This window comes from Paraburkholderia kirstenboschensis (assembly GCF_032806925.1).
Classification (GTDB): Bacteria; Pseudomonadota; Gammaproteobacteria; order Burkholderiales; family Burkholderiaceae; genus Paraburkholderia; species Paraburkholderia kirstenboschensis.
In genome coordinates this window covers 2,963,925-2,990,600 of record NZ_CP136513.1, presented here as the reverse complement: position 1 = coordinate 2,990,600, position 26,676 = coordinate 2,963,925, and the positions used below count along the sequence as shown (strand labels likewise).

Genomic DNA, 26,676 nt, shown 5'->3' with positions numbered 1-26,676 from the left:
GCGCAGAGCATCCCGACGGCCTTTGATCGGTAATTTATGGTCGCGGGAAGAGGGTGTCGAGCCAAAAAGTGTTAGGCCTCGCCCGCTGTTGTAACACGTTGTTACTGCGACGTTTTTCTACGCCACAACCCTTGCTAAACCCGCCTGAGAACCGGCAGTGCATCAAGGGTTAGACGCGTTCGCGAAAGGCGTAAATTGCACCAACCGACGCGCCCTTTTTACCCGACGATTAGTCGGTCAGCCAAGCGCACCCGCGGAATGGATCGGCGGTCGGACCCGTGCGCATACGCGGTGACACCATAGCCGAGTCGTCGATTGCTGCTCGAATGCATGCTAGTCATTAATCAATTCGGCAAATGAATTTGTCGTTTTAATAGCTTTAGACGGACAATAGGGTTTTCCATAGCACTATCGCCGGGCGCTCCGCGCACGCGCCTTGCGTGTAGTCCCGCATCACCGATTTCGAGAATCTGACAATGGCCCGCCCGAAACTGCTTCCCGACAACTTCACCCTGTGCCTGATTGGCACGGTGATACTCGCCAGCCTGCTGCCGGTTCACGGCCGGGCCGCCGCGGGGTTCGACTGGGTGACGAACGTCGCGGTCGGCCTGCTGTTCTTCCTACACGGCGCGAAGCTTTCGCGGGAAGCGATTGTTGCGGGCGCGACGCATTGGCGTCTGCATGTGGTCGTACTGCTCAGCACGTTCGCACTGTTTCCTCTGCTCGGCCTCGCGCTTAAACCGCTCCTTTCGCCACTTGTCACGCCTGCGCTCTACGCCGGGATCCTCTTCCTCTGCACGTTGCCGTCGACGGTTCAGTCCTCTATCGCCTTCACGTCCATCGCCAAAGGCAACGTTCCGGCCGCGGTTTGCAGCGCGTCGGCCTCGAGCCTGCTCGGCATCTTCATCACGCCCGCACTCGTCAGCGTCCTCGTCACGAATCAAGCGGCGGGCGGAAGCTCCCCTTGGCACACCGTGGGCAATATCGTGCTGCAGTTGCTGGTGCCATTCGTGGCGGGGCAACTGCTGCGCCCGCTGATCGGCAAGTGGATCGAGCGGCATCGCGGCGTGCTGAAGTTCGTCGATCAAGGTTCCATTCTGCTGGTCGTGTATGGCGCGTTCAGCGAGTCCGTGACCGAAGGCCTTTGGCATCAGATCCCGCTCTCCGCTTTGGGCGGCGTGCTGCTCATCAGCGTGGTGCTGCTCGCGCTCGCTCTGGGCATCACGATTTTCGTGAGCAAGCGGCTCGGCTTCAGTCGCGCGGACCAGATCACCATCATCTTCTGCGGCTCGAAGAAAAGTCTTGCCGCCGGCGTGCCCATGGCCAAGGTCATCTTTGCCTCGCAGGCGGTCGGCGCGGTCGTTCTCCCGTTGATGCTGTTCCACCAGATCCAGTTGATGGTCTGCGCCGCGCTCGCGCAGCGCTGGGGCGCTCGCGACCCCAGCGCGGAAAGCCGCGCCTCGCGCGAGCGGGCTGCCGCCGCCGTCGCCCGCCGTTGAATACGCGCGCAATGCAAATAGGACATTCATAAGCGCCCTCCCTGAGCGTCGTTTTCCAAAAGCCGCCTTGCGCGGCTTTTCGTCATTTCACGCTCATCCGTGACGGTTGTCGCCTCGGCCAGATGGCATAGGGGGCTTCCTGGCCGGGTCCTGGCTGGCTCGTGGCCGACTTCCGGTCAACTCCCCGCAGCGCCTCAAACCATCAGAGAACCCCGCGCGAAATCTCACCCCTGCCCGAACGCACCACACCAGTGCGACGCCTCACCAAAAGTTCACTTAATTCTCCGCAGCGCAGGTCGATAAGCCGAAGGTCCATCGCTACGTCAACCTGCCATGCAACTTCGCTCGCCCTCCGGAATCGCCGCGCCGCGCATCGAGGACCTGATTGCCCGGCGTGATCTGTCCGCCGTATTCCAGCCGATCATCGACTTCGAGGACGGCACGATTCTCGGCTACGAAGGCCTGATTCGCGGGCCGGCCGGCACATCGCTCGAGGCGCCATTCGCCCCCTTTTCGCAAGCGCTCGTGGAAGGCTGCACGATCGAACTCGAACAAGCCGCCGCGCGCGCCTGCATCGAAGCATTCGCACGGCTCGGCTACGACGGCAAGCTGTTCCTCAACTTCAGCGCAGGCGCGCTTCGGCGTCTGGCCGACGCACCCGACGACACGCTCGCGCTGCTCCGCCATCGCGGCGTCGACCCGCAGCGCATCGTGATCGAGTTGACGGAGCAGAGCATGATTGCCGACGTGGGCAGCTTCCTGCCGGTGATCGCCTCGTTGCGCACGGCAGGCGCACAGTTCGCACTCGACGATTACGGCACCGCCAACGCCAGCATGAATCTGTGGGTGCGACTCCAACCGGACGTCGTGAAAATCGACCGCTTCTTCGTTCACGACATCGCCTGCGATCCCCTCAAGTTCGAGGCCGTTCGCGCAATGCAACACTTCGCGAGCGCGAGCGGCGCGCGCCTCGTGGCCGAAGGTATCGAGAACGAGGCGGATCTGATCGTCGTGCGCGACATGGGGATCGGCTGCGGGCAAGGCTTTTTCTTTTGCCGTCCGCATGCGCAGCCGGCGCGCAAAGTCACCGACGACGCCCGCGACGCCCTGCGCGCAGGCCACATCGCCGTGTTTCCCGAGGCGACGCGCACGCTCGGCGGCGCGTCGCCATCGGGCGGCATGGCCTCGGAAAAAATGCACGTGCACGCGCCCGCGCTGCCGCGCCAGGCGACCAATAACGACGTGCTCGAACTCTTCAACCGTCTGCCCGATCTGCATGCGGTCGCCGTGGTCGAGCACGACGAACCGGTTGCGCTGATCAACCGCCGCAGCTTCATGGACCGCTATGCGTTGCCGTATCACCGCGAGCTGTTCGGCAAGCGGCCATGCCTGCTTTTCGCGAACGCCTCGCCCGTGGTGATAGAGAAATCGATGACCGTCGAGCAGATGGCCAAGCTCCTCGCAAGCGACGATCAGGGCTATCTCGCCGATGGCTTCGTCATCACCGAAAACGGCAAGTATGCGGGGCTCGGCACCGGCGAGAACCTGGTGCGCGCGGTCACCGAGGTGCGCATCGAAGCGGCGCGCTACGCTAACCCGCTAACGTTCCTGCCGGGCAACATTCCGATCAGTTCGCACATTGCGCGGCTCGTCGGCAATCACGCCGGTTTCTACTCCTGCTATGTGGACCTGAACCACTTCAAGCCTTTCAACGAGCAATACGGCTACTGGCAAGGCGACGAGGTACTGAAGTTCGCCGCTGCGGTGCTCGCGGACGTCTGCGATCCGACGCGCGACTTTCTCGGTCACGTGGGCGGCGACGACTTCCTCATCCTGTTCCAGAGCGACGACTGGCGCGAGCGCGTGCTGCGCGCGATTCACGTGTTCAACGAGGGCGCGCAACGCTTCTACGCGCCGACCGACCGTCTGGCCGGCGGCATTCACGGCGAAGCCGGCGCGGCAATCCGACTTTCTTCGGCTTCGTCACGATGGCAATTGGCTGCGTGCGCGTGGAGCCGGAACCGACCGACGGCGCGTCGCTCTATAACAGCGAGGAAATCGCCACGGTCGCGGCGCTGGCCAAGCGGCGCGCGAAGCTTGAGCCAAGCGGATTCGTGCTGATCGACGCCGAAGAAAGCGTGAACTTGCTGCGCGGGCAGTCAGAAGCCTCGGCGACGCACGCCGACTGACGAAGCGGCGCCGAGTGCTGGAAAGACTGCGTTTCCAGCCTTGCTACCGCCGTCACGGAAAGCCCGCCGCCACAGTGTTAACGCGCGGAAATCGCATTTGTTTAGAAATTTACTAAACGAAGAAATGTGAAAAAGGCCAGCATATACGGGTATTTACCGGTGCCTGCCACCACGCTTTGAAGCCGTTTGATGGCTGTTTTACTATACAATCGCCCGGACCAAAACACGTGCGGCCGCTCTGTCACGGCCACCTGCTTCGATGGCGATAACTATCCGCGATGTCGCGCGTGCGGCCAGCGTGTCGATCGGCACCGTCTCACGCGCACTGAAAAACCAGCCGGGCCTTTCCGAGGCGACACGCGTGCGCGTGGTAGAGGCGGCGCGCGAACTGGGCTATGACGCCGGGCAATTGCGTCCGCGCATCCGCCGTCTGACGTTCCTGTTGCACCGCCAGCACAACAACTTCGCCGTCAGCCCATTCTTTTCGCACGTTTTGCATGGCGTGGAAGACGCGTGCCGCGAGCGCGGGATCGTGCCGTCGGTGCTGACCGCCGGTCCCACCGAAGACGTAATCCAGCAGATGCGCCTGCATGCGCCCGACGCCGTCGCGATCGCAGGCTTCGTCGAACCGGAGACGCTTGCCACGCTCGTCGCGATGCAGCGCCCGCTCGTGCTGATCGATCTCTGGGCGCCGGGTTTGCGTTCGGTGAATCTCGACAACGCTGCCGGCGCCGCGCTTGCGATGCGGCATCTGTTCGAACAGGGGCGCAAGCGGGTGGCGTTCATCGGCGGGTCGCTCGCGCACTTCAGCATCGCGCAGCGCGCGCTCGGTTATCGGCGTGCGTTTTTCGAAGCGGGACTCCTGTTCGATCCGTCGCTCGAAGTCACAATCGACGCCGGACTCGACCCCGACAGCGGCGCGGCCCGAGCGATGCAGCAACTGCTCGATGCGCCCGGCCCACGCCCCGACGCCGTGTTCGCCTACAACGACGCCGCCGCGCTCGCGGCGCTGCGCGCCTGTTCAGCGCGCGGTGTGCGCGTGCCCGAGGACATCGCCATCATCGGCTTCGACGACATTCCCGCCGCCGCTCACGCCACGCCGCCGCTGTCCACCATCGCGGTCGACAAGGAAGCGCTCGGCCGCCGCGGCGTCGAGTTGCTGCTCGAGGACGCGCCCCCCGAAACAGAAGTCCGCTTGCCCGTTCATCTCATTGCCCGTGCCAGTACTTTGGTGAGAACGCCATGACGCTATCCGCTACGCCTCCTTCCGCCAACGGCGCGCCTGCCGTGCCGCCCGTCGCCAGCTTTCGCAGCCGCGAGTTTCTGCTCTCGCACGTCGAGGACACGCTGCGCTTTTACGCGTCCAATGCGCTCGATCCGAGCGGCGGCTTCTTCCATTTTTTCCGCGACGACGGTTCCGTCTATGACAAGACCACGCGGCATCTGGTGAGCAGCTGCCGCTACGTCTTCAACTACGCAATGGCGTATCGCCAGTTTGGCGACCCGAAGCATCTGGAATACGCGCGCCACGGCGTGCGCTTTCTGCGCGACGCGCATTGGGACGCGCAGCACGAAGGTTACGACTGGGAGATCGAATGGAGCGACGGCAAAAAGCGCACGCTCGACGCCACGCGCCACTGCTACGGCCTCGCGTTCGTGCTGCTCGCGTACTCGCATGCGGCGATGGCCGGCATCGAGGAGGCGAAGCCGATGATCGGCGCGACCTTCGAGTTGATGGAGCATCGCTTCTGGGACGCCGCCGCCGGTCTCTATGCCGACGAGGCATCGCCCCAATGGCGTGTGAGTTCATATCGCGGGCAGAACGCGAACATGCACACCACCGAGGCCTTGCTCGCCGCTCACGAAGCGACCGGCCACCTCGTGTATCTTGACCGCGCCGAGCGTGTCGCGTCGAACATCACGCTGCGTCAGGCGAAGCTGTCGCAAGGGCTCGTGTGGGAGCACTTTCATGCAGACTGGTCGGTCGACTGGCACTACAACGAGGAAGACAGCTCGAACATTTTCCGTCCGTGGGGTTTCCAGCCTGGGCATCAAACAGAATGGGCGAAGCTGCTGCTGATTCTCGAGCGCTACCGTCCGTTGCCCTGGCTCTTGCCGCGCGCAATCGAACTGTTCGACGCCGCGATGACGCACGCATGGGACGAAGACCACGGCGGCCTGTATTACGGCTTCGGCCCGGACGGCACCGTGTGCGACCACGACAAGTACTTCTGGGTGCAGGCGGAGACCTTCGCGACCGCCGCGCTGCTCGGCAAGCGCACCGGCAACGAACGCTTCTGGGACTGGTACGACGAGATCTGGCGCTATAGCTGGGCGCACTTCGTCGATCACAAATACGGTGCGTGGTATCGCATCCTCACCTGCGACAACCGCAAATACAGCGACGAAAAGAGCCCGGCCGGCAAGACCGACTATCACACCATGGGCGCGTGCTATGAAGTGCTGACGCACGCGCTGGCCGACGGCCCGACCGCCGCAGCCGTCTCCACGGAGCACGCAAAATGAGCCACGTGAACAACGAACTGCCCGTCTTCGTTTCGGCGGGCGATATCCTCACCGATCTCGTGCGCACGGGCGCCTCGCAATGGCTGTCGCGTCCCGGCGGCGCGGGCTGGAACGTGGCGCGTTGCGTCGCGCGGCTCGGCTTGCCGACCGCATGCGCGGGCTCGCTCGGCGTCGACAATTTCTCCGACGAACTGTGGGACGCGAGCGTCGCGGCCGGGCTCGACATGCGCTTCATGCAGCGCGTGGAGCGCCCGCCTTTGCTCGCGATCGTTCATCGCACGCATCCGCCTGCTTACTTTTTCATGGGCGAGAACGGCGCCGATCTCGCCTTCGATCCCGCGCATCTGCCGGCAGGCTGGATGCAGCAGGTGAAGTGGGCGCACTTCGGCTGCATCAGCCTTGTGCGGCAGCCGCTCGGCGATACGCTCGCCGCGTTGGCCGCCGAATTGCGTTCGCGCGGCGTGAAGATCAGTTTCGATCCGAACTACCGGAATCTGATGGAGCACGGATACGAACCCACGCTACGCAAAATGGCCGCGCTCGCGGACCTCATCAAGGTATCGGACGAAGACCTGCGCCTGCTCTTCAAGGCCGACGACGAAGCGCATGCGCTTGCCCAATTGCGCGCGATGAATCCGTCCGCCACCGTGCTCGTCACCCGCGGACCGGAAACGGCTCTGCTGATCGACGGCGCGGCGACCTTCGAGGCGCGCCCGCCGCGCGTCGAGGTGGTGGATACGGTCGGCGCCGGCGATGCGTCCATCGGCGGCTTGCTGTTCAGTCTGATGACCGCTTCGCAGCGGGCATGGCCGGAGCATCTGGCGTTCGCGCTGGCGGCCGGCGCGGCGGCCTGCCGGCACGCGGGCGCGCATGCGCCGTCGCTCGACGAAGTCGTCGCGCTGCTGTAACGCTTGGGCGTTATCTTTTCCGCTGGACAGGCGCGCGTCGTCGCGAGGCGCCGCGCCGCGGGGCTTCAGCCGAAGCGCCATCGCCGTGCTACGATGAAAAGATCGGAACCTTTGGAACAAGGAGCGACGCCATGGAGGACATCACCTACACCAAAGGCATCTATACGGCCACTGCGTCGGTAAGAGAGCTCGACTCGGATACGTGGCAAGGCGTGGTCACACTCGCGCGCGACGAAGGCGAGGCGAGCCAGGACCAGGAAACCACGGTCTACGAAGTAGAAGCTACCTCGTCCACACCGGGCGAGGCACTGGAAGAAGCGAAGGCGCTCGCTCATCGCATACTCGGGGAAATCGAACTCTAGGCAGACCGGCGCGGCGCATCTCGCGGCGCGCCACCTGAACGCAATGGTCGGAGGCGATCATGGTTGAGCAGCTCTTCCTCTACGGCGTGTACTCGATTCACGTCCGCCCAATCGAACTCAGCGGCGCGCGCTGGGACGCGGAATACGAAATCAGGCATCGGGAGAAAGCGGTCAAGCCGTGGACGACCATCGGCGGCGACAACGGTTACGCCGACGAAGCACAAGCCATCGCTGTGGCACACCAGCAAGCCGTCGACGACATCGAGCACGGCGCAGGCATTCCGAAGCCGCGAGCATTTCCGTAAAGCGGAGCACAGGCCGTCTGCGTCAGTGTCAGCGCTAGCAGGCATGGTGAACGGCATTTGAACGCGGCATTCAAGCGCGTTCAAGAGCCACTGAAGCGCCCCCGCCGCACCGCCACGGCACGGACAACGCACACCTTCCTTCGCCCTGTTCGACGCGCCGAACATCGCGCTCCGCGAGCGAGGCCGCGTGCTACGCTTGCGCCGTTTTCATCTCCACGAGTACGCGATGGCTACTGAACCGTCGGACCGTTTTGCCCGCATCGGACGGGAGAAAGTCAGCGCAGAAAATAGCCCTTCACGCGGTAGCCGCGAACTGCGTCTGGACGACCGCGTGGTGATCGCGCACGGCATGCCGACGCGATTCTGGCAGGATCTTTATCACCGCGCGCTGGTGGTGCGCTGGCCGATGTTTTTCGTCAGCCTGGCGGTGATCTTCCTGTTGCTGAACACCACATTCGCCGCGCTCTATATGCTCGGCAACGCGGCCATCGCGAATCAGTACCCGCCGGGGTTCGGCGGTGCGTTTTTCTTCAGCGTCGAAACGCTGGCCACGGTCGGCTACGGCGACATGCATCCGCAAACGGTGTACGCGCACTGGATCGCGACGCTCGAAATCTTCGTCGGTATGTCGAGCATTGCGTTGGCGACGGGTCTGATTTTCGCGCGCTTCTCGCGTCCGCACGCTAAGATCATGTTCGCCCGCTACGCGATCGTCCGGCCGCTGGACGGTCACATGACCTTGATGGTCCGCTCGGCCAACGGGCGTCAGAACGTGATCGCCGAAGCGCATGCACGACTGCGCATTCTGCGCCGCGAAACGACTCCCGAAGGTTATACGCTGCGCAAGCTTTATGACCTCGCACTCGTGCGCGACCAGCATCCGGTCTTCAAGCTCGGCTGGAGCATCATGCATGTGATCGACGAAACAAGTCCGCTCTTCGGCGAAAACGCGGAAACGCTAAAAGCGCGCGACACGTCGCTGCTGCTCACGCTGGAAGGCGTCGACGAATCGACGTCGCAGACCATGCAGGCACGCCACATGTGGACGTGCGATCAGATCTACTGGCAGCACCGTTTTGTCGACATCATGAGCGAACGCGACGGCGTGAGTCATATCGACTATTCCCATTTTCATGAGATCGTGCCGCTGGATGAAGCGCCCGTGACAGCCGCCGTGTCGAGCATTTGATCGGGCAAACCACGGCCGGGCCGTTGCCTGCATCGCCCCAGGGCATACCCGCAGCCACCGTTCGCGTGGCATATCTATCTCAAAAGCGGCTTAAAACCGGTCGCTCCTCGCGCTCATTCGCTGACACACGAGCAAAGTAGAAAAAATCCACTCTGATTGGCGCTAAAAAATAGAGTCTCTTTCGCTGCGGCACCTCGTCGTCCCGAGGACGCGCGCCGAAGGTACAACAGCAACCATCACGTATGGGATTGGAGACTCACCTATGACCGCTCGTCTGCCCATCGACGGCACGCCCGCTCTATCCGACTACAAGCTGTCCGACAATCTCACCGCGACCCGCGGCCGGATTTTCCTGACCGGCACCCAGGCGCTGGTGCGCCTCGCGCTCATGCAGCGCTCGCTCGACCAGGCGCGCGGCATGAACACCGCGGGCTTCATCAGCGGCTATCGGGGCTCGCCGCTCGGCATGGTCGATCAGCAATTGTGGAAAGCGAAGAAACTGCTCAGCGCGAGCGATATTCGCTTCCTGCCCGCCATCAATGAAGAACTCGGCGGCACCGCCGTGCTCGGCACGCAGCGCGTGGAAGCGGACCCGGAGCGCACCGTCGAAGGCGTGTTCGCCATGTGGTACGGCAAGGGCCCCGGCGTGGATCGCGCGGGCGACGCGCTGAAGCACGGCAACGCGTACGGCTCGTCGCCGCACGGCGGCGTGCTGGTCGTGGCCGGCGACGACCACGGCTGCGTGTCTTCGTCGATGCCGCATCAAAGCGACTTTGCGATGATGGCGTGGCACATGCCGGTCGTAAATCCGTCGAACATTGCGGACATGCTCGAATTCGGGCTGTACGGCTGGGCGCTGTCGCGCTTTTCGGGCGCATGGGTCGGCTACAAGGCGATCTCCGAAACGGTCGAATCCGGCTCGACGGTCGACCTGGATGCGCTGCGAACCCAGTGGAGCGCGCCGGAGGATTTCGAAGCACCGTCGGGCGGTTTGCATAATCGCTGGCCCGATCTGCCGAGCCTCACCATCGAATCGCGAATGCACGCGAAGCTCGACGCCGTGCGTCACTTTGCCAAAACCAACAGCATCGACAAATGGATCGCGCCGAGCCCGCATGCGAACGTGGGCATTGTCACATGCGGCAAGGCGCATCTGGATCTGATGGAAACGTTGCGCCGCCTCGACCTGACCGTCGCCGATCTCGACGCGGCCGGCGTCCGTATCTACAAAGTGGGCTTGTCGTTCCCGCTGGAAATGACGCGCATCGACACGTTCGTCGCAGGTCTTTCCGAAGTGCTGGTGATCGAGGAGAAAGGCCCGGTCATCGAGCAGCAGATCAAGGACTATCTGTACAACCGCACGCAAGGCACGCGGCCGGCCGTGATCGGCAAGCATGCGCAAGACGGCAGCATGCTGCTCTCGTCGCTCGGCGAATTGCGGCCTTCGCGCATCTTGCTGGTGTTCGCCAACTGGCTCGCGAAGCACAAGCCTGCGCTCGATCGCCGCGAACGCGTGGTCGATCTGGTCGCGCCGCAAATTCTCTCCAACGCCGCGGACAGCGTGAAGCGCACGCCGTATTTCTGCTCGGGCTGTCCGCACAACACGTCGACGAAAGTGCCCGAAGGCTCGATTGCGCAAGCAGGCATCGGCTGCCACTTCATGGCTTCGTGGATGGAGCGCGACACCACCGGTCTCATTCAGATGGGCGGCGAAGGCGTGGACTGGGCGTCGCATTCGATGTTCACGAAAACGCGTCACGTCTTCCAGAATCTCGGCGACGGTACGTACTTTCACTCCGGCATTCTCGCAATCCGCCAGGCGGTCGCAGCGAAAGCCACCATCACCTACAAGATTCTCTACAACGACGCCGTCGCGATGACGGGCGGCCAACCCGTGGACGGCAGCATCTCCGTGCCGCAGATCGCGCGTCAGGTGGAAGCCGAAGGCGTGTCGCGCTTCGTCGTGGTCAGCGACGAGCCGGAGAAATACGACGGCCATCACGATCTTTTCCCGAAGGGCACGACGTTCCATCACCGTAGCGAAATGGACACCGTGCAGCGCGAATTGCGCGACACCGACGGCGTGACCGTACTGATCTACGACCAGACGTGCGCCGCCGAAAAACGGCGTCGCCGCAAAAAGGGCGAATTTCCCGATCCGGACAAGCGCCTCTTCATCAACGAAGAGGTCTGCGAAGGCTGCGGCGATTGCGGCGTGCAGTCCAATTGCCTGTCGGTCGAACCCGTCGAAGCAGCATTGGGACGCAAGCGTCGCATCGATCAATCGTCGTGCAATAAAGACTACTCATGCGTGAACGGCTTTTGCCCGAGCTTCGTGACAGTCGAAGGCGGCAAGCTGAAGAAAGCCGCGGGTGCCGCGTTCGATCCGCAAGCATTGGCTGAGCGCGTCAACGCGTTGCGGCTGCCCACGACGCAGCTCGACGCCGCACCGTACGACATTCTTGTGACGGGCGTCGGCGGCACGGGCGTCGTGACGGTCGGCGCATTGATCAGCATGGCTGCGCATCTGGAAGGCAAGAGCGCGTCGGTGCTCGACTTCATGGGCTTTGCGCAAAAGGGCGGCTCGGTGTTGTCGTTCGTGCGCTTTGCCGCGCGTGACGAGTGGCTCAACCAGGTTCGCATCGACACGCAGCAAGCGGACGTGCTGCTCGCCTGCGACATGGTGGTCGGCGCGAGCGCCGATGCATTGCAGACGGTGCGTCATGGCCGCACGCGCATCGTCGTCAACACGCATGCCATCCCGAACGCCACGTTCGTGCAGAACCCGGACGCCACGCTGCATGCCGACGCGTTGATCGACAAGATGCGCCATGCAGCCGGCGCTGAACGCATGTCGACTTGCGACGCGCAGGCGCTCGCCACGCGTTTTCTCGGCGACACCATCGGCGCTAACATTCTGATGCTCGGCTATGCGTGGCAGCTCGGACTCGTGCCCGTGTCGTTCGGCGCGTTGATGCGCGCAATCGAACTGAACAACGTGGCCGTGCAGATGAATCAACTGGCGTTTTCCATCGGCCGGCTCGCTGCGGAAGATCCGGCCGCGCTCGAATCGCTGTGGCAGGCGCGGCATGCCGCGAAGCAGACGGTGCGCGTCGATACGCTCGACGAACTGATCGCGCATCGCGAAGGCCGTCTGCAAATTTACGGCGGCGCAGGCTATGTGAAGCGCTATCGTGCGCTGGTCGATGCCGCGCGCCGTGCGGAAAGCGCGGTCGACGCAAACAGCGAACGCGTGACGCGTGCGGTGGCTACGACGTTCTATCGTCTGCTGGCGGTGAAGGACGAATACGAAGTCGCGCGCCTGCATGCCGATGCCGCGTTCCGCGAAGCACTCGAGGCGCAATTCGAAGGCGTGGCCGGCAAGGACTTCGGCATCAAGTTCAATCTCGCGCCGCCCACACTCACGCGCGCGCATTCCCGCGCGAATCCGACGAAGAAAACCTTCGGCCAATGGATGTGGCCGGTCCTCGGCGTACTCGCAAAGGTGCGCGGCCTTCGCGGCACGATGCTCGACCCGTTTGGCCGCACGCTCGAGCGCAAAATGGAGCACGAACTCGCGGACGATTACCAAACCACGTTGCAGCGAGCGCTCGCCAAGCTCGACGCCGACAATCTCGAAGACGTCGGGAAGCTCGCCGATCTGCATGCCCGTGTGCGCGGTTACGGCCATGTGAAGCTCGCGAATCTGGCGGGCGTCAAGCGGGGCGAGCGCGATCTCGCCGCGCGTTTGCAGATTGAAGCGGCGACCGGGGTGTCGGTAAAGAAATCGCTGGAGGAAGTGAAAGGCGCTGGGCAGTTGCGCGGAATTCCAGTGGTAGTCGCGAAGTAAGCGCTATGGCCCGCGGGGCTTTGAAACGCTCACAACGAAGCCGCTGGTGCGCACGCATGTAGCGGCTTTTTTCTGCCCGTCGATTCAGCCCGCGCGTTAGCTTTTCGCTTGCGCATTTAGCGACGCCCTTACCTGCGCGACCTTTTCGCTATCGACCGCAGCGAGTCCGTTACCGTTCGTGCGGACGCCCGAACCGAAATGCACCGCTTCGACTCCCGTCCTGCTCACGAAGCCCGCAACGGCATCGACAGTCAGGCCCGCGCCTGCCAGCACCGTGCAGCGCGACCCCGCCGCCTGGCGCACCAGTTCGCGAATCGTCGCTTCGGCATCCAGCACCGACGGCTTGCCGCCCGAGGTCAGCACATTCGTTACCGCATCGAAACGGAGCAGCACGTCTAGCGCTTTTTGCTGATTGCGAGCTTTGTCGAAGGCGCGATGGAAAGTGATCGCGAGATCGTCGGCGGCGTCGATTGCACGCGCAAGTTGTTCGCGGTCGATCTCGCCGTGCGCGTTCAACATGCCGATCACCACACCGTTCGCGCCCGCCGCCTTGACGGCCCGCACGTCGCGCAGCATCACCGCGAAGTCGTCGGCGTCGTAGACGAAAGAACGGCTGTGAGGGCGCACGATCACATTGACGGGTACGCTGACCGCATTGACCACCGCTTCGATCAAGCCGATGCTCGGCGTGAGCCCGCCCTCGCCCATCGCGGTCACGAGTTCGAGCCGGTCGGCGCCCGCTTGCGCGGCGAGCCGCGCGTCGGCAACAGTAGTGGCAATGACTTCTAGCAGTACGGACATGAGCGCAGCCGGGTGTCGTTGAAAACGACATCATCGCAGAAGCGCTATTCGTCGATCCAGTCGATGTCGCCGCACAGCACGCAGGTCTGCGCACCGACGCGCGTCGCCACCGACAACGTCACGCACGGCAACGCTTCATTGATCGACAGATACGGACGCGTCACATGCACACGCTCGGGCGAGTTGATCGCATCGCGAAAGTACGGACGACGCAGCCAGTTCGCGCCTTGCGCATCGGCAAGCGGCAAGAAGCGCGTTTCATGCGCCGCGCGATCGGCTCGCAGCACGACGTTGCGCCCCGCCTGCAGCCCTTTCGCGTCGAGCAGAAAGCAGCGCGCGGCGTGATCGAGCGCGAGAAAATTCCAGCACACTTCTTCGAGCGGCTCACCGGCTGCGAGCCGTTCGGCCGCACGTTCGAACGCGCGCAGATAGGGAGCGAGGCGGCTCGCGTTGCGGCGCTCGCGTGCTTCCATCTGATCGCGATAACGCTCGGTGAGTTCGCTGATGCAAGTCGCCGCGTGCGTTGCGTCGGCCGCCCCCGGGTTCGGGCGTCCGAAGAAAAACCCTTGAACGAAGTCGGCGTTGCAGGCAAGCGCCATTTGCGCCTCGTGTTCCGTTTCCACGCCTTCGACAAGCACGAGCTTACCCGCTTCGTGCAGCAACGCGACGAGGCCCGGCAGAATCGTTCCCATGTCGGCCCGATGCGCGGCGTGCGACAGCATGATGCGGTCGAGCTTCACAATGTCCGGATTCAATTGCCAGATGCGCTCGACGTTCGAATGTCCCGCGCCGAAATCGTCGAGTGCGATCAGGAAGCCGCGCTCGCGGAACTGGCGCACGGCATCCGCGAGACGTTCCAGATCTTCCGCGCGCTGTTCGAGCACTTCTAGCACGATGCGCCTCGGCGGCAAGCCGAGGCGCTTGAGCGTAGCCAGTAACGCAGCGGACAGATACGGATCGGTGAGCGCGCCCGGGTGCACGTTGAGGAACAGCCACTCGCGTTCGGCGCCTAGCACCTTGAAGTTTTCCAGATGCAGCGTCTGCGCAAGACGGTCCAGCTGTAACACATCGCCCACGCGCGCCGCCTCGCCGAAGACGTCGAGCGGCGAGACCGGCCGGTCGAGCATGTCGTGAGCGCGCAGCAAGCCTTCATAGCCGACCGCCCGCATATGCGACAGACTGAAGATGGGTTGAAACACGCTCGTGAGCGTCAGCTCGCCGTGCTGCACCGAGAAGCGTTCCAGGCCGGAAGTCATTTCGACGTCGAAGCCGTGGCGCGCGGTAGCCGTCCTTTCCTGTTGCGCAATCGTCATGCAATCCTCTCACGCGAGAGCCGGGCCGGTCGAACGCGGGTGCGAACAACCCACGGCGCCACTGCTCCAAAATGTGCGTCATCGATATGGCTTAAGCAAGCTCCATGCGCGCGCTCGCGCACATAGCCATGTAACTCGCGCGAAAGATTGCACCGGCGGCACGGCACATGCGCCACAGCAGGGCGCGGGCGCACCTTTAGCGTGCAGCCAGAATAAGCGGCCTTTGTGTAGCGTGGCGCAGCCCCGGCGGAGTCGCTGAAGTACGCCGCGCGGCCCGGTCACACTGCGCGGGTCAAACTCACAGGCTAAACTCGCGGTCGACACTTGGCATTCGCGCTGCGCCGCGCGGCTCAATGATTCCTGTCAAGCACGCCGGCGCGCCACATGCCGCTTTCGTGCCGGCTTTGCGAGGTGCGACGCGCCGGCGCAAAATCTTTGTCCGCATCTCCGTTATCTTTCCAAGTCTCGTACCGATGGAAATCGTCTTCACCGTATTGATTCGTCTGCTTGCCGTGGCCGGGTCGGGTGTCGTGACCCGCTTGGCGCCGTTACCGTTGCCGCTGGTTCAGATCGCAATCGGCGCGATGCTCGCCTGGCCGAAGCTCGGATTGCACGTCACCTTCGATCCGGAAATCTTCATGATGCTGTTCATTCCGCCGCTGCTTTTCGCAGACGGATGGCGCATTCCCAAGCGGGAATTTTTCATGGCGCGCCGCTCGATCCTGATGCTCGCGCTCGGCCTCGTTTTCATGACGGTGCTCGCCGTCGGCTACTTCGTGCATGCGCTGGTGCCGTCGATGCCGCTGCCCGTCGCGTTCGCACTTGCCGCCGTGTTGTCGCCGACCGATGCGGTTGCGCTTTCCGGCATCGCGGGCAAGGGCGAGATTCCGGGCAGACTGATGCACATTCTGGAAGGCGAAGCGTTGATGAACGACGCCTCCGGCCTCGTCGCGCTGAAGTTCGCGATCGCCGCCGCGCTCACCGGCGTCTTCTCACTGCGCGACGCGTCGATCAGCTTTGTGATCATCGCCGCAGGCGGTCTCGCGACGGGCGCAGCGGTGAGCTGGCTCTTCAGTTTCATCTCGGTGCGCTTTCTGAATCTCGCCGAGGAAGGCGACCCCGCGCCCGGCGTCGTGATGACGTTGCTGATTCCGTTCGCCGCATACCTGATCGCCGAACGCCTCGAACTCTCGGGAATTCTCGCGGCGGTCGCGGCCGGCATGATGATGAACTACACGACGCTGGCGACATCCGGGCCGGTGGCATCGCGAGTGCGCGCGAGCAGCACCTGGACCATGATCGAGTTCGTCTTCAACGGCATGGTGTTCATTCTGCTGGGGCTGCAGTTCCCGCACATTCTCGGCCGCGCGCTGCTCGACGCGCACCAGACGAGCGACGTGCAAGTCGGACTGCTGATCGGGTATATCGCGGCTGTTGCGGCGGCGCTCTACACGTTGCGCTTCGCGTGGGTCTGGCTGCTGCGCTGGTTCGCGAGCCGCGGCGCGACCCGGCGCGGCGTCGCGAACGCGGTGCCGGGATTGCGCACCGTGGGAGTCACGACGGTCGCGGGCGTGCGCGGCGCGGTAACGCTGGCAGGCGTGTTGTCGCTGCCGGAGATGCTGCCGAACGGCGCACCGTTGCCTGGGCGTGACCTTGCGATATTCATCGCATCCGGCGTGATTCTGTTGTCGTTGGTCGTCGCTGTGTTCGCGTTGCCGCTGCTATTGCGCGGATGGCGCCGCGGCAAAGACCCGCATGCAGCGGAAGAGGCGCTTGCACGCACGATGGCCGCGCAAGCCGCAATTCGCGCTGTCGACAACGTGCATGACAAGGAATGCGCGAACCTCGACGAATCCGCCTCGGCATATGCGGCCGATGTGACCGCGCGCGTGATGGACATTTATCGTCGCAGGCTCACCGCACTCGGTGAGGACCGTGAACCGCGCGAGATGGCACGGCGCGCCGATGCATTGGAATTTCGCATGAAGCTCTCGGCGATGCGTGCGGAGCGTCAGGTGTTTCTTAGCTTGCGCAGCAGTCAGGCCATCAACGACGAGACGTTCAACAAGCTCATGCGCGAAGTGGATCTGTCGGAGACGGCGCTGACCGCGCGCCGGAAGTAAAACAGCTACTGCTCAAAGTACGGCGGCGGCCCTCGGTTGAAGGTACGCGCGCCGCCGCGAGAACCGTCAGGCAACCGGACCTTGTGCCGGCTTCCTTCTGAGCAGCGCGTAAAGAATGATCGCACCGAAAGTCGCGGTGCCGATGCCGCCAAGACCGAAGCCGCCGAGCTTCAGCGAGAAGTCGCCTGCGCCGAGTACCAGCGTGACAGCGGCCACGATCAGATTGCGGTTGTCCGAGAAGTCCACCTTGTTGACGACCCAGATGCGCGCGCCCGTCACTGCGATAAGACCGAACACGACAATCGAAACGCCTCCGAGCACCGGACCCGGAATGGTCTGGATGACCGCGCCGAACTTCGGCGAAAAGCCCAGCACCAGCGCAATCAAAGCGGCAATGACGAACACCAGCGTCGAATAGATTTTGGTCACGGCCATCACGCCGATGTTTTCAGCGTACGTCGTCACGCCCGTGCCGCCGGCGAAACCCGAGACGACTGTCGCGAGTCCGTCGCCGAGAAAGGCGCGGCCGATATAGCGGTCGAGGTTCCGCCCGGTCATCGCGCTTACCGCCTTGATATGCCCAAGGTTTTCGGCGACGAGAATTACCGCGATCGGCGCGAGCAACGTCATGGCCCGCATGTCGAACACCGGCGCCGTGAAGTGCGGCATACCGAACCACGCAGCGTTAGCCACAATCGAAAAGTCGATGGGCTTGCCCATGCCGAGGCCGTTCGTCACGATTGCGTAGATCACATACGCCATCAGCAAGCCGACCAGAATAAGCAGACGTTGCAGCATGCCGCGTCCAAACACGGCGACGGCGCCGACGCACAGCACGGTGACCAACGCCATGCACGAATCGAAGTTGCTGGCGCTCACGCCGCGCACCGCAATAGGTGCGAGGTTCAGACCGATCACGCAGACGATCGCACCGGTCACGACCGGCGGCATCAGCGTTTCTATCCAACGCGTGCCGACCGCCGACACGATCAGCCCGATGATCGCGTACACCACGCCGCACGCGATAATGCCGCCCAGCGCGAGCGGAATGTTCATATTCGGCCCGTGGCCGCCGTATCCGGTGATTGCGATCACGAGACCGATGAACGCGAAGCTCGAGCCCAGATAGCTCGGTACGCGGCCGCCGACCAGCACGAAGAACAACAGCGTGCCGATGCCCGACATGAAGATGCAGAGGTTCGGATCGAAGCCCATCAGCAACGGCGCGAGCACCGTGGAGCCGAACATGGCGACGACGTGCTGAATGCCCATCGCGAACATCTGCGGCCACGCGAGGCGCTCGTCGGTGCCGACGATGCGCCCCTCGACGGCGTCTGGCTGCGCGCGCCAGCGGGGAAAATAGGAATCGGCCATCGCGCGGGTTCTCCTCTATTCGGCGTTTTTCGTGGACGACGGCGCGAAAAACAAACGCCGTGCGGGAATTACGCGCGAGTGTACGGAGTGCCATTGGAGGTGGCAAGCGCGAACAATATGGCGTGCAGTCCGTTGAAACAGCACGTCGCGCGATGACGTGAACCCAATCACGCCCGCGTCGCTTCGAGCGAAAACATAGTCACCGCTTGCTGCAGCTGTCTCGCCTGATCCGCCATCGACGAGGCCGCAGCCGCAGCCGCAGCCTGCTCTTCGGTGCGCTGAGACAGGTCAGTGTTGCCTTGTGCAATCTCGCCCGACGCCGTCAGAATGGATTCGCTCGATTCGCTGATGCCCGACACGATCGCGGCGAGCCGCTCACGCATGTTGCGCAGCGCGTAGAGCATGCTGTGCGTGTCGCCGGCGCGGGTCTCCACGCGCACGCTGAGATCGCCATCGGCGATACAGTTGGGAGCTGCATTGCGTAATCCGGCTCGCCGCCCAACTGACGCGACAGGCGCCGCGCGATCATCGTGGCGAGCAGGCCGCCCGCGACGATCGCGCCCAGCACCAGTGCGACCATCGCAACGCGCATGCGCTCATATTCGCTGGCTGCTTCCGTCTGCGCGTCGTTGCCTTGTTGACGGCGATAGTCGATCAACGCCGTGATGCGATCGCGCAATGCCTCGCTCGACGCAATCGCGCGGCGCACGAGTTCGTTGTTGTCGACGCCGGCCGGAATCGGCGCGAGTCCGATCTGCTGATGCACGATGCCTTCCCACTCCGCCGACTTGCCCAGCACGTCGTCGAACATCTGCCGGCCTTTGGCGGTGACGATAGTCGCGCGATACCGTTCGTAGCCCTCGTGCATCAGCTTGAGCGAGCCGACGATGCTGCCCTTCAGCTTCTGACGACCCGCGTCGTCGGTCACGTAGCCGAGATTCGCGGCGGCGAGGTCGGCGTCGATCTCGTGGCGGTTCGCCTCTTCCAGCCAGTAGAGGCCATCCATGTATTTGTCGCAGATGGCATCGGTGATGTCATGCATCGACGACAGCGTTTTCAGCGAAGTGCCGCCGATCACCACGCAGAATCCAATCACAACGGCAGACGCCAGCAGCAGTTTCCTGAACACAGTCATGCGGTCGAACCACATCATTTGAACATCCTTCGGAAGTCACGGAATGCTCGCCGCTGCATCGTGGCAAACATGTCGCGACTCCTTGCGATGAGTCATGCATGCAGGACGTGGAGACGCAGCGGCGCTCACCTTTCTTTTACGGCGCTGACGGTGCTGACTTGAAGCGCTAAATGCCTGGAATAAGCGGGACAGGATAATGTAAGGAATGCCTGGCAGATGGAGCCGTGACAAACGCACATGCATGCGTTTGAGATTCGTCCGATAGAAGTGTGTTGATTCGCCTCTTAGACTTCTCCCGCTGCGTTGACCCCATGTAGCGCATGCGATGTTGTTGTAACTCTCCGACTTTTCCGCTCACGCTCGACCGAGTGTGAGCGGTTTTTTTTCGCCTGGGCGTCGCGTTCAACGCGATTCACGCTTGCGCTTCGAACGCGCTGCCGGCGAGCCGCAATGCATAGGCGCGGACGTCCTCCGGCCATTTGGCGATTTTCTCTTCGAACCGCGGTTGATCGCCTGCATAGAGCGCGCGAGTGGCGTCCTCGTAATCCGGCAGGTTGCCGGCCAGCGCGGTCATGAAGCGGTACACCGCTTCTTGCGCCGCGCGTTTGCGCTCGCGCTGCTCGCCATTCGCGCGCGCTGTCTCCACGAGCTTGCGCAACGCGACCGACGCGCCGCCCGGCTGCGCGTTCAGCCAGTCCCAATGACGCGGCAACAAGGTGACTTCACGCGCGACGACGCCTAGCTTGGGGCGTCCGCGACCGCGGGGTGTGTCGGGCTCGGCGGCTGCATCGTTGCTTGCGTCGTTGTTTGCGTCGTTGTGCGAATGAGCGGCGGACGACGCGCGGCCCAGGCGCGCGACGATCTCCTCGGCAGTGCCGCGCAAATCGAATTCGACCGGGGCGGCCGTGGCGTCGTCGAAAACTAGAACGGGCGCTTGCTCACCTCGCGCGATCACTTCCTTGATGGCGAGCGCCACTGCGGGCAACTGCCCCGAAGCGATGACACGATGGCCTTCGAAGGCCGTGCAGGTGATGCAGTGCGTGGTCACGACAGACTCCAGTTCGGGAAGTTGCCGAATTATACCCGGGTTAAATTAAGAAGCAACATATTACCCGGATAATAATGAGTGGGAGCTCAATGGCCAGCCACCACCACGACAGTTCGCCCAGTCGCCGACGCGCCGGTTCCCACTGTTCGGTATGGCACGACGCGGTTGCGGCCGGCGTCTTTCGCGGCGTACAAAGCCTGGTCCGCCGCATTGACGAGCGCGCGGCTCGTCGCGAAGGCCTCGCCTTGCGTGGTGGCGACGCCGATGCTGACCGTCAACACGTGGTGCGAGCTCGCCACATGCCCAAGCGCGAGCGCCTGGACCGCCGCGCGGATTTTTTCCGCAATGCAGATAGCGCCTGCTTCGTCGGTGTCCGGCAGCAGAACAGCGAACTCTTCGCCGCCATAGCGCGCCGCCGTGTCGCCGGGACGCCGCACGTTGTGCGTGATGCAGTGAGCCACCGCGATCAGCGCGTCGTCGCCGGCCGAGTGCCCGTACAGATCGTTGAAGCCCTTGAAACTGTCGACGTCGATCAGCAGCATGGCAAGCGGTCCGCCGTTGCGCTGCGCGCGGCGCCACTCCTTCTCCGCGGCTTCCTCGAAGGTGCGGCGGTTGTCCACGCCCGTGAGACCGTCCGTTCGCGCGAGCCTGTGCAACTCTTCCTCGGCGAGAAGACGGCGCCGCATCTGCTGCGCGAACAGCACGGCCAGCGCGATCAGCGTGAGGTCGAGCGCGCCGATCAGCGAGCCTATGATCCATGCCCGCCGACGCCAGCCCACGTAGATATCGCGCGTGGACAGCGCGACATCCAGGATCAGCGGATACATGTCGATATGGCGAAACGCGTACCAGCGCTCGACGCCGTCGATCGCCGCCGTGCCGAAGAAGTCGCCACTCGGCTGCGCGACGAAGCGCGAATAGTTGGAGGTACCCGTGAGGTTGATGCCGATTGTCTTCGGATCGTATGGACGCCGCATCAGCATCGTGCCGTCGCTTAGCATGAGCGCCATTGAACCGCCGGCGCCGAGGTTCATCCCGTTGAAGAGGCTGCGGAAGTATTTCAGCCGCATGGTGCCGACCACCACGCCGCCGAAGCTTCCGTCCGGCCGCGAAATGCGCCGGCTCAAGCCGATGCTCATATCAGTGCCCGTCGCGCGCGGCATGAACGGGCGACTCACGTACAAACCCACGTTGGGCGAATCGCGATGCACCTTGAAGTAGTCGCGGTCGGCGAGATAGACATGGCGCGGCGTGACGGACTGCGAATCGAACTTGATATAGCCGGTTTCGTCGATCACGAGGATCGAGCCCATGTCTTTCGCAGATGCCGAACCGTCGAACAACACCATCTGACGCAGCGAAGGTTCGAGTTGCAGCACGCGTGGCTGCTTGAGCCCTTCGATCACCGTCCGTATCGACAGGTCGTAGATTTCCAGATTGCGCGACACGTCGCGCTCCACCAGCAGCGAGACGTTGAACACAGAATCCTGCGCGCGCCGCAACGCGTCGTCGTGCATCTGCGCCAGCACCCACACTGCAATCGCCAGGATTGCGCTGGCCAGCACACCACTGATCGCGATGATGATGTTCGGACGACGCGTGACCATTAGGTTCGGTTTGGGCATGCGCGGTCTTCACGCGCTAGGAGAAGGAAGAGACGCGTCCACCGAGGATCGCGTATGGCGAACCCGTAGCGTAACAGAGGTCATCTTGCGCAAATGATCGAAAAGACGGGTCTTTAGTGCCTAGCGCGCGGCTTTTAAACCGCTTCCGTGATGGCTTTCATCGCTCGACGCCGCGTTGCGGTACTGCGTTCGCGGCCTGTGTCGCCACGACTGGCGGTTGCCTCATCGTATGCTGATTGGGTGACGCTGCCGCCGCGACGCCCACGTTCTGCGGCGATCTCATGCGAAGTCCGTAATGGATTAACCCGCCTCCCTCAAGTCCGCTCGGCGACTCGATAACCAGTAAATCGAATGCCGGTTTCGTGGTTGGACGCAATCGCAACACTGCGCGGGACCGTCGGGATGTACGGCGGTTACATAGACGCTCCCATTCCGGACCTGAGAGTCCATAACGAAACGTCCAGGTTTCGTCCTTGGAGAAGCAAAAATATATGGCCGCCTTGAACCAGTTCAGTATTAAAGCGAAGCTGATTGCCGGCTTCGGCACGTTGTCCCTGATCGTCGTCGCGGTTGCGGGGCTTTCCCTCAAGTCGCTGAGCGATTCGACCGATGGGTTCTCCAGCTTCGTGCGCGGCATCAACGCGCGCGCCGACATGGCCGTACAGGTGCGCACAGCTGTCGACCGTCGCGCGATTGCGGCCCGCAACCTGGTGCTCGTGGCGAAGCCTGAGGACCTCGACATGGAGAAAGCGTTGGTCGCGAGCGCGCACGAAGATGTAGCGGCGAACCTGAAGAAGCTGGACGAGATGGTGAAGGCCTCCGACGCGAGCGAGAAAGCACGCAGCCTCGTGGCTGAGATGAACCGCGTGGAGACTGCGTACGCACCGGTCGCGACCGACATTGTCGGTCTCGCGCTCGCCAACAAACGGGACGAGGCGATCGCCAGGATGAGCGATCAATGCCGCCCTTTGCTGGCGGCGCTGATCCGTGCGACCGATGCGTATGCGGACTACGCGCATTCGCGGCAGGAGGAGATGATTGCCGGCTATGCGGCGCACTACGAGAACCAGCGCAACTTGCTGATTATGATTTCTCTGCTCGCGATCGCGCTCGCGGTGGGCGCATGCGTGGTACTCACGCGCGCGGTGAGCGGTCCGCTGCATCTTGCGATCGACGTCGCGCGGACCGTATCGCAAGGCGATTTGCGCACGCGCATTAAGGTCGACGGCAAGGATGAAACCAGCAAGCTGCTCGGCGCATTGCGCGAGATGAACGAGCGCCTGACGACGATCGTCGGACGCGTGCGCGATGCCAGCACCAGCATTGCGGGCGCGGCTCGCGAGATCGCCGCGGGCAATATGGACCTGAGCCAGCGCACCGAGCAGCAGGCGGCGTCGCTGCAGGAGACGGCTTCGAGCATGGAGCAACTCACGTCCACGGTGAAGCAGAACGCCGATAACGCGCAGCAAGGCAGCACGCTGGCCGCCAACGCGTCGTCTGTTGCGCAAAAAGGCAGCGCGGTGGTGGGCCAGGTGGTGAGCTCGATGCAGGACATCAGCGATAGCTCGACCAAAATCGCGGATATCACGGGCATCATCGAAGGAATTGCATTTCAGACGAACATTCTTGCGCTGAACGCGGCCGTGGAAGCTGCGCGTGCGGGCGAACAGGGGCGCGGTTTCGCGGTGGTTGCAAGCGAGGTGAGAAGCCTGGCTCAGCGCTCATCGAGCGCGGCCAAGGAGATCAAGGATCTGATCGCCAATTCGGTGGACAAGATCCGCGACGGATCGTCGCTCGCCGGCGAAGCGGGCAAGACGATGAACGAGGTCACGCACGCGGTGGCGCGCGTCACCGACATCATGTCGGAGATCGCGGCGGCCTCGAGCGAACAGAGCCGCGGCATCGAGCAGGTGAACCTCGCGATCACGCAGATGGACAACGTCACGCAGCAGAATGCGGCGCTGGTGGAAGAGGCGGCGGCGGCTTCGCGGTCGATGGAGGAGCAGGGAGAGCGGTTGAATGAGGTTGTGGGGTTTTTTCGGGTTGCGGAGGGGGTGGGGGTGGGGGGCGGTGGTGCGCTTGTCGATGTTGGGGCTCGTGGGGCTGCCGTGGATCGTGTTGGTCGTGAGAAGTCAGCTGTTGGGGCGCTTGCGGCTGTTGTTGCGGCGCCGCGGGTGGGTGCGCCGGCGTCGATGCGAACGCCGGTTAAGGTCGAAACGATGCCCGGTCCCACCGTCGGGGCCGATGGCGGGTGGGATCAGTTTTGATCTGGTGGTTTAGCAAGTAGCGTTGGATGGCAAAAATGAAAAACCTGGCAGGTTTGGGCTGCCGGGTTTTTGGTTTGAAGCTCGTGGTGTTGCTTGGGATTTGTTTGGGAGGAGGAGGATCGAACTCCCGACCTTCGCATTGCGAATACGAACAAGTCGACATTTCTTGAGATGGATTCGAGTTGATCGAATTCTTTAAGTCACTGTATTTCAATGATTTTTCCTTGTCAATCTTTCCGTTGATGTTGATCTACATACCTTCAATGCCCCATAATCTGGTTACATGGCGGTTACATGGGATTGCCGGCTTACGGACAAGGAGGTTAAGTGGCGAAGGTAAACTTCACTGCAGCTCGGGTAGAGGCGCATCGCTGCGAACAGGGTAAGTCGCAGTCGTTTCTCTGGGACAGCAAGACTCCCGGACTCGGTTTGCGAGCCACAACTGGCGGAGCCAAGGCTTATATTTTCCAAGGGAAAATCCACGGTTCTACCGTGCGGATTACGATCGGCGATCCGAAGAGCTGGACGATCGACAAGGCTCAGGAGCGCGCACGAAGTCTCCAGACGCTTATTGACGGTGGCGTTGATCCGCGCGAAAAAGAGGCAGAGCAGAAGGCCGCACACGAAGCCCGGCAGGCGGCGAAGCGCCGTCAGGACGTAACTGTCGGCGAAGCGTGGGAGCATTACTTGGAGCATCTGCGAACAAAGATCTCTCCCAAAACGAAAAAGCCGCGGTCGGAAAGATACATCCTCGACCATATCAACCTCTCGTCGCCCGGTGGCGGTATCGCAAAACGCGGCGGCAAAGAAAAAGTGCGTGGACCATTGGCTCCGCTCATGCCGCGCAGGTTGACCGAGATCACCGCAACATCCATGTCCGAGTGGCTCGAGCACGAAATACCTCGAGGGCCAACGAATGCCGGCCATGCGTTCGGTCTTTTCAAGGCATTCATTCGGTGGTGCGACACTCACGAGACATACGCGGGCGTCATTCCTCAAGACGCCTACGCTTCGCCAAAAGTCAAGGGCATCCTCCCTCGCAGCGTCGCGAAAGACGACTGTCTTCAGCGCGAACAGTTGTCCGTTTGGTTTAGCGCGGTACGTGGCATTGCGAATCCAGTCATCAGCGCGTACCTACAAGGCCTTCTGATCACCGGAGCCCGTCGGGAAGAGCTAGCCGCATTGCGCTGGGAAGACGTCGACTTCCGGTGGCGGAGCCTGACGATGAACGACAAAGTGGAAGGTACCGGCGGTAGAACTATTCCGCTGACTCCGTATTTAGCGAGCCTATTGTCGAACCTTCAGCGACTGAACGAAACCCCTCCCAACAAGCGCCACGCCGCCCGTCTTGTGCAAAGAGGAGACCGATGGGAGCCGTCCGAATGGGTATTCACTAGTAAGACCGCGTCGGATGGGAAGATTGCGGAACCGCGTCATGCACATAACCGCGCATTGGCGCCTACAGGTTTGCCACATATCTCGCTCCACGGTCTGCGCCGATCATTCGGTACGCTGTCAGAGTGGGTCGAGGTTCCCGTCGGCGTCGTCGCTCAAATCCAAGGACATAAGCCGTCGGCGATCGCCGAGAAGCATTATCGACGGCGCCCCCTCGATCTTCTGCGGATGTGGCATGACAAAATCGAAGCTTGGATGCTCGAGCAGGCTCAGATCAAGTTTGAACCGCGGCAGTGAGCCACGCGGACCGTTCGCCTGTTCGCCAGCGGCCGGCCACGTCAGCAAGAATGCTGACGCGACGACGGCTGGGATCGAAGTCGTCGGTAACCATTGTCGCCTATTCACGCTAGGTAGGGGCGCTCCTCACCAAGAGTTGCTCCCGTTTGTTCGATTGTCCGGCCAAGTGGGGGATCGAACTCCAGACCGCGATACATCCAACGATCTACTGCGCCCCAAAGAAAAAGATGCCCCCCAAAGTGCCCCCAACTGCAATCGACTGCCAAACTCTTGCTTTCCCGGCATAGGACAACCGCCTCGTGATGCATCCCACGGCATGATTGTAGTTGGACAGCTCTCCGGGTGATCGCAAACGGTCCGCGCGACTCGATCACTCGCCCCTCGCACCTCCATTCAGCTATAGACGCCCAGCAGGGCCGTCAACCGGCGAAACGCCCGACGACAGCTTTTCTGTCAAAATTCCCGCCGAG

At 62.8% G+C, this 26,676-nt stretch carries 17 protein-coding genes and 1 pseudogene; 12 read left to right on the top strand and 6 right to left on the bottom strand.

What is annotated here, in order from left to right:
- Nucleotides 1-476: 476 nt before the first annotated feature.
- The 9 genes and pseudogenes from RW095_RS36030 (at nt 477) to RW095_RS35990 (ending at nt 12,828) form a co-directional block, all read left to right on the top strand.
- Entirely contained in the window at nt 477-1,499 is a 1,023-nt protein-coding gene (locus RW095_RS36030) for a bile acid:sodium symporter family protein (protein WP_317020509.1), read from the top strand.
- A 333-nt stretch (nt 1,500-1,832) separates the two neighbouring features.
- Nucleotides 1,833-3,688: pseudogene (locus RW095_RS36025) on the top strand (EAL domain-containing protein).
- 259 nt (nt 3,689-3,947) lie between these two features.
- Nucleotides 3,948-4,934, top strand: coding sequence for a LacI family DNA-binding transcriptional regulator (locus RW095_RS36020; protein WP_317020508.1), 987 nt, complete (start codon nt 3,948-3,950; stop codon nt 4,932-4,934).
- Complete coding sequence (locus RW095_RS36015) at nt 4,931-6,214, top strand: AGE family epimerase/isomerase (RefSeq protein WP_317020507.1); 1,284 nt, start codon at nt 4,931-4,933, stop codon at nt 6,212-6,214. The genes RW095_RS36020 and RW095_RS36015 overlap by 4 nt, the downstream gene beginning before the upstream one ends.
- Nucleotides 6,211-7,122 carry a carbohydrate kinase family protein gene (locus RW095_RS36010; protein WP_317020506.1) on the top strand — a complete coding sequence of 304 codons (912 nt, stop codon included), beginning with the start codon at nt 6,211-6,213 and terminating at the stop codon, nt 7,120-7,122. The genes RW095_RS36015 and RW095_RS36010 overlap by 4 nt, the downstream gene beginning before the upstream one ends.
- Nucleotides 7,123-7,253: 131 nt before the next feature.
- On the top strand, nt 7,254-7,484 hold the full coding sequence (locus RW095_RS36005) for a hypothetical protein (RefSeq protein WP_128589368.1): 231 nt from the start codon (nt 7,254-7,256) through the stop codon (nt 7,482-7,484).
- A gap of 59 nt (nt 7,485-7,543) precedes the next feature.
- Complete coding sequence (locus RW095_RS36000; protein WP_128594136.1) at nt 7,544-7,789, top strand: hypothetical protein; 246 nt, start codon at nt 7,544-7,546, stop codon at nt 7,787-7,789.
- 226 nt (nt 7,790-8,015) lie between these two features.
- On the top strand, nt 8,016-8,978 hold the full coding sequence (locus tag RW095_RS35995) for an ion channel (protein ID WP_317020505.1): 963 nt from the start codon (nt 8,016-8,018) through the stop codon (nt 8,976-8,978).
- Between the two features lie 262 nt (nt 8,979-9,240).
- Entirely contained in the window at nt 9,241-12,828 is a 3,588-nt protein-coding gene (locus RW095_RS35990; protein ID WP_317020504.1) for an indolepyruvate ferredoxin oxidoreductase family protein, read from the top strand.
- 96 nt (nt 12,829-12,924) lie between these two features.
- On the opposite strand, the gene RW095_RS35985 is transcribed toward RW095_RS35990, so the two are convergent.
- Entirely contained in the window at nt 12,925-13,629 is a 705-nt protein-coding gene (locus tag RW095_RS35985; protein ID WP_317020503.1) for a copper homeostasis protein CutC, read from the bottom strand.
- Nucleotides 13,630-13,673: 44 nt separating this feature from the next.
- Nucleotides 13,674-14,942: a sensor domain-containing phosphodiesterase gene (locus tag RW095_RS35980; protein WP_128594133.1), complete on the bottom strand. Its 1,269-nt coding sequence runs from the start codon at nt 14,940-14,942 to the stop codon at nt 13,674-13,676.
- Nucleotides 14,943-15,415: 473 nt separating this feature from the next.
- On the opposite strand from RW095_RS35980, the gene RW095_RS35975 reads away from it, so the two are divergent.
- The gene (locus tag RW095_RS35975; protein WP_317022790.1) at nt 15,416-17,065 is read left to right on the top strand and encodes a Na+/H+ antiporter; all 1,650 of its coding nucleotides are present in this window, start codon (nt 15,416-15,418) and stop codon (nt 17,063-17,065) included.
- 66 nt (nt 17,066-17,131) lie between these two features.
- Here RW095_RS35975 and RW095_RS35970 read toward each other — a convergent pair whose 3' ends face one another.
- From RW095_RS35970 to RW095_RS35955, 4 genes are all read right to left on the bottom strand, one after another.
- Complete coding sequence (locus RW095_RS35970; RefSeq protein ID WP_317020502.1) at nt 17,132-18,439, bottom strand: solute carrier family 23 protein; 1,308 nt, start codon at nt 18,437-18,439, stop codon at nt 17,132-17,134.
- A 322-nt stretch (nt 18,440-18,761) separates the two neighbouring features.
- Complete coding sequence (locus tag RW095_RS35965; RefSeq protein ID WP_317020501.1) at nt 18,762-19,592, bottom strand: MCP four helix bundle domain-containing protein; 831 nt, start codon at nt 19,590-19,592, stop codon at nt 18,762-18,764.
- A gap of 394 nt (nt 19,593-19,986) precedes the next feature.
- Nucleotides 19,987-20,622, bottom strand: coding sequence for a DUF2239 family protein (locus RW095_RS35960; RefSeq protein ID WP_317020500.1), 636 nt, complete (start codon nt 20,620-20,622; stop codon nt 19,987-19,989).
- Between the two features lie 86 nt (nt 20,623-20,708).
- Complete coding sequence (locus tag RW095_RS35955) at nt 20,709-22,247, bottom strand: sensor domain-containing diguanylate cyclase (protein ID WP_317020499.1); 1,539 nt, start codon at nt 22,245-22,247, stop codon at nt 20,709-20,711.
- 491 nt (nt 22,248-22,738) lie between these two features.
- On the opposite strand from RW095_RS35955, the gene RW095_RS35950 reads away from it, so the two are divergent.
- Both RW095_RS35950 and RW095_RS35945 read left to right on the top strand, forming a co-directional pair.
- Nucleotides 22,739-24,514, top strand: coding sequence for a methyl-accepting chemotaxis protein (locus tag RW095_RS35950; RefSeq protein ID WP_317020498.1), 1,776 nt, complete (start codon nt 22,739-22,741; stop codon nt 24,512-24,514).
- 327 nt (nt 24,515-24,841) lie between these two features.
- On the top strand, nt 24,842-26,206 hold the full coding sequence (locus tag RW095_RS35945) for a tyrosine-type recombinase/integrase (RefSeq protein WP_317020497.1): 1,365 nt from the start codon (nt 24,842-24,844) through the stop codon (nt 26,204-26,206).
- Nucleotides 26,207-26,676: the final 470 nt, after the last annotated feature.

What these genes read in the sequence shown, in the direction of transcription:
- RW095_RS35950 (WP_317020498.1), top strand. Translation starts at nt 22,739, where the DNA reads ATGGCCGCCTTGAACCAGTTCAGTATTAAAGCGAAGCTGATTGCCGGC.
- RW095_RS35985 (WP_317020503.1), bottom strand. Translation starts at nt 13,629, where the DNA reads ATGTCCGTACTGCTAGAAGTCATTGCCACTACTGTTGCCGACGCGCGG.
- RW095_RS35965 (WP_317020501.1), bottom strand. Translation starts at nt 19,592, where the DNA reads ATGATGTGGTTCGACCGCATGACTGTGTTCAGGAAACTGCTGCTGGCG.
- RW095_RS35970 (WP_317020502.1), bottom strand. Translation starts at nt 18,439, where the DNA reads ATGGCCGATTCCTATTTTCCCCGCTGGCGCGCGCAGCCAGACGCCGTC.
- RW095_RS35975 (WP_317022790.1), top strand. Translation starts at nt 15,416, where the DNA reads ATGGAAATCGTCTTCACCGTATTGATTCGTCTGCTTGCCGTGGCCGGG.
- RW095_RS36030 (WP_317020509.1), top strand. Translation starts at nt 477, where the DNA reads ATGGCCCGCCCGAAACTGCTTCCCGACAACTTCACCCTGTGCCTGATT.
- RW095_RS35995 (WP_317020505.1), top strand. Translation starts at nt 8,016, where the DNA reads ATGGCTACTGAACCGTCGGACCGTTTTGCCCGCATCGGACGGGAGAAA.
- RW095_RS36005 (WP_128589368.1), top strand. Translation starts at nt 7,254, where the DNA reads ATGGAGGACATCACCTACACCAAAGGCATCTATACGGCCACTGCGTCG.
- RW095_RS36015 (WP_317020507.1), top strand. Translation starts at nt 4,931, where the DNA reads ATGACGCTATCCGCTACGCCTCCTTCCGCCAACGGCGCGCCTGCCGTG.
- RW095_RS35980 (WP_128594133.1), bottom strand. Translation starts at nt 14,942, where the DNA reads ATGACGATTGCGCAACAGGAAAGGACGGCTACCGCGCGCCACGGCTTC.
- RW095_RS36020 (WP_317020508.1), top strand. Translation starts at nt 3,948, where the DNA reads ATGGCGATAACTATCCGCGATGTCGCGCGTGCGGCCAGCGTGTCGATC.
- RW095_RS35955 (WP_317020499.1), bottom strand. Translation starts at nt 22,247, where the DNA reads ATGCCCAAACCGAACCTAATGGTCACGCGTCGTCCGAACATCATCATC.
- RW095_RS36010 (WP_317020506.1), top strand. Translation starts at nt 6,211, where the DNA reads ATGAGCCACGTGAACAACGAACTGCCCGTCTTCGTTTCGGCGGGCGAT.
- RW095_RS36000 (WP_128594136.1), top strand. Translation starts at nt 7,544, where the DNA reads ATGGTTGAGCAGCTCTTCCTCTACGGCGTGTACTCGATTCACGTCCGC.
- RW095_RS35990 (WP_317020504.1), top strand. Translation starts at nt 9,241, where the DNA reads ATGACCGCTCGTCTGCCCATCGACGGCACGCCCGCTCTATCCGACTAC.